This window comes from Synechococcus sp. R8-2, from assembly GCF_047461715.1.
Lineage (GTDB): Bacteria > Cyanobacteriota > Cyanobacteriia > Thermostichales > Thermostichaceae > Thermostichus.
Genome location: NZ_JANSHQ010000561.1, coordinates 1 through 2,605, shown reverse-complemented (window position 1 = coordinate 2,605; position 2,605 = coordinate 1). Strand labels below are relative to the sequence as shown.

Annotated in this window: 3 protein-coding genes; 1 reads left to right on the top strand and 2 read right to left on the bottom strand. The window is 55.9% G+C overall.

Annotated elements, in window-relative coordinates; translation table 11 throughout:
• The first annotated feature begins 138 nt into the window (after positions 1-138).
• A complete protein-coding gene (locus NW819_RS12465) occupies positions 139-837 on the top strand; it encodes a pirin family protein (protein ID WP_414341852.1) in 699 nt (232 codons plus the stop codon).
• Positions 838-1,037: 200 nt separating this feature from the next.
• On the opposite strand, the gene tsaE is transcribed toward NW819_RS12465, so the two are convergent.
• Together tsaE and lgt are read right to left on the bottom strand one after the other, a co-directional pair.
• Entirely contained in the window at positions 1,038-1,673 is a 636-nt protein-coding gene (gene tsaE, locus NW819_RS12460) for a tRNA (adenosine(37)-N6)-threonylcarbamoyltransferase complex ATPase subunit type 1 TsaE (protein ID WP_414341851.1), read from the bottom strand.
• Between the two features lie 3 nt (positions 1,674-1,676).
• Complete coding sequence (gene lgt, locus NW819_RS12455) at positions 1,677-2,513, bottom strand: prolipoprotein diacylglyceryl transferase (protein ID WP_414413937.1); 837 nt, start codon at positions 2,511-2,513, stop codon at positions 1,677-1,679.
• Between the last annotated feature and the right edge of the window lie 92 nt (positions 2,514-2,605).

The following is a 2,605-nucleotide window of genomic DNA, read 5'->3' as shown; positions in this document are numbered from 1 at the left end:
AGATATCCAACCCAAAATTTTTGGCAAGTTTTTGGCGAGAATAGCAGGGAAAAGAAGAAATAAAACTGTTTGAATATTGACATTCTGACTGCAGAGTTAATAAGATGGTTGCGAGGGTCAGGTTTCGGAGAAACTGTGATGCTGACTTTGCGCAAGCGGGAAGAGAGGGGTCATGTCAAGCTCAGTTGGCTTGATACTTACCACTCATTTTCTTTTGGAGAGTACTACGACCCTCGCTACATGGGCTTCCGGGCTTTGCGGGTGATTAACGATGACCGAATCAGCCCGAGTGCTGGCTTTCCGACCCATGGGCACCGGGACATGGAGATCGTTACCTATGTTTTGGAAGGGATCCTTGAGCATAAAGACAGCTTGGGCACGGGATCTGTGATTCGTCCTGGTGAAATTCAACGGATGACGGCAGGCACAGGGATCTGGCACAGCGAGTACAACCACTCGGCAGATGAGGAGGTTCATCTGCTGCAAATTTGGATTTTGCCGGAGCAGGAAAACCTGGAGCCCAGCTATGAACAAAAAGCGACGGGTTTGACAGAGCATCCCAATGAGTTTTGTTTAGTTGCCTCTCGGGATGGGCGCCAGGGATCCGTGATTGTGCATCAGGATGTGAATCTCTATGCGGGGTTGATTGAGCCGGGACGCACCATTCACCGACACTTGGATGAGAAGCGCTACGGATGGCTGCAGATAGCTCGGGGCGATGTGACCCTGGATGGCTTGTTTTTGCGAGAAGGAGATGGCGTGGCTATTGCTAGGGAAAGCGAGCTCAACCTTTTCAGTGAAGAAGGGGCTGAGGTGCTGCTGTTTGATTTGGCCTGAGGATGACTTTTGGCTGAATTCTGGCTGTTTGCCTTGAGCTTATAGTCGTTTTAGGCTGGGGTGAAGCGACTGAACTGCTGAGAAGAGCCTTCTGGCTCCGTACATTCAACGTTTTAGGCGCGGGTGCAGTGTCCTAGTTGGAATCGAAATGACCATAAGTCTTTTGGGATCTCAACTTTTTCTTCTGCTTTCAAGTACTTTCAGGAGGAGAAGTGGATCCCTTCTTCGAGGTTTTGCTGAGTGAATTGAGAAAGAACTTGCTGCCAAAGGTGGCCAGTCTGGGATCCCTTTCCCTTGACGTGTAGAAGGCGGGCTCCTTCCTGCTGGGGATGGGGCTGTAGGCGCAGCCAGAGGTAGGTCGCAGGCAGATGGCGGAGGTACTGGGGCCACTCAATAGCGGTGATCCCACCTTGGCTCCAAAGTTCTTCTAGCCCTAGGTCTTCTAGGAGTGTGGATTCTTTCCCACCGGCGCGAGCGGCAGAAGAGGTCTCTAGGCGGTAGAGATCGCAATGGAAAAGAGGGATCCGTCCGGTGTGGTATTCCTGCACCAGCACGAAGGTGGGGCTGTCGATGGGTTCAGGGATCCCCAAGCCCTGCCCTAGTCCCTGCACAAAGGTGGTTTTGCCGCTGCCCAGATTACCTTCGAGAAGAATGACCAAGCCGGAAGTGGAGCCGAGGCTGCGGCTGGGAGGGGGAGATTTTTGTTGACCTGAAGGGGCGAGGAAGCCAAGAGCGGCTTGAGCTACGAGGGCCCCTAGTGATTGGGTAGCAGCGGCGGATGGCAGCAGCAGAGGGGAGGCTTGCTGCCAGAGCTCTTCATTCTGTTCGCTGGCCATGGCTTACAACTCCTTTGGGGCAGGGATCCCTGCCGAGAAGTTTTGCGAGGACGACATCCCACTCAGGGGAGCAGAAGACCGTCTCTGGGCCATCACCATCACGGCCAAGCCAACGCCGATGAGCAGCAAGCTCACCCCCTGCGCCACCCGCAGGGATCCCAGCATGAGGCTATCGGTGCGCAGGCCTTCGATCCAGAAGCGCCCCAGGCTGTACCCCACCAGGTAGAGGCCCAAGAGGGTGCCGGGGGGAAGCTGGCGCCGGTAGCTTAAAAAGAGCAGGAGCCCGAAGAGACCAAAGTTCCAGAGGGATTCGTACAAAAAAGTGGGATGGACGCGCGATCCATCAGGCAGCTGCAGTTGTACCCACAGAGGGCTATCCGGAGGCAACACCTTTCCGTAGGCTTCGTTGTTGAAGAAGTTGCCCCAACGTCCGATCCCCTGACCAAGGCTGAGGGAGGGAACAAGGCAATCGGCTAGCAACCAAAAACTCAGCCGGTGCCGCCGGGCGAACAGGTAAAGCGCCGCACTGCCGCCGATCAAGGCACCGTGAATGGCAATGCCCCCCTGCCAGAGGGCCAAGACCTGCCACCAAGGGCCATCTCGATAGCGTTCCCACTCAAAGGCCACATAGTACAGGCGAGCAAGGGGCAGGGATCCAACCACCAACCACACCAGCAGATCAGGCATGGAACTGGGGGGAAGGCCACGCCGAGCTGCCAGATGGCGAGCCAGGAGCAAGCCCAACACCATTGCCAGGCCGATCAATAAGCCATACCAGCGCAGGCTGAGCGGCCCCCAACTAAACACAACCGGGCCGGGGGATTGTAAGACCAAAGTCATGACCGTGGGGACATTCCTGAGCAGATCCCTTTAGCCCACTCTACCCGCTCTGCAAGGCTATGCAGAAGACCTGCCCTCACCCCCAGCCCCTC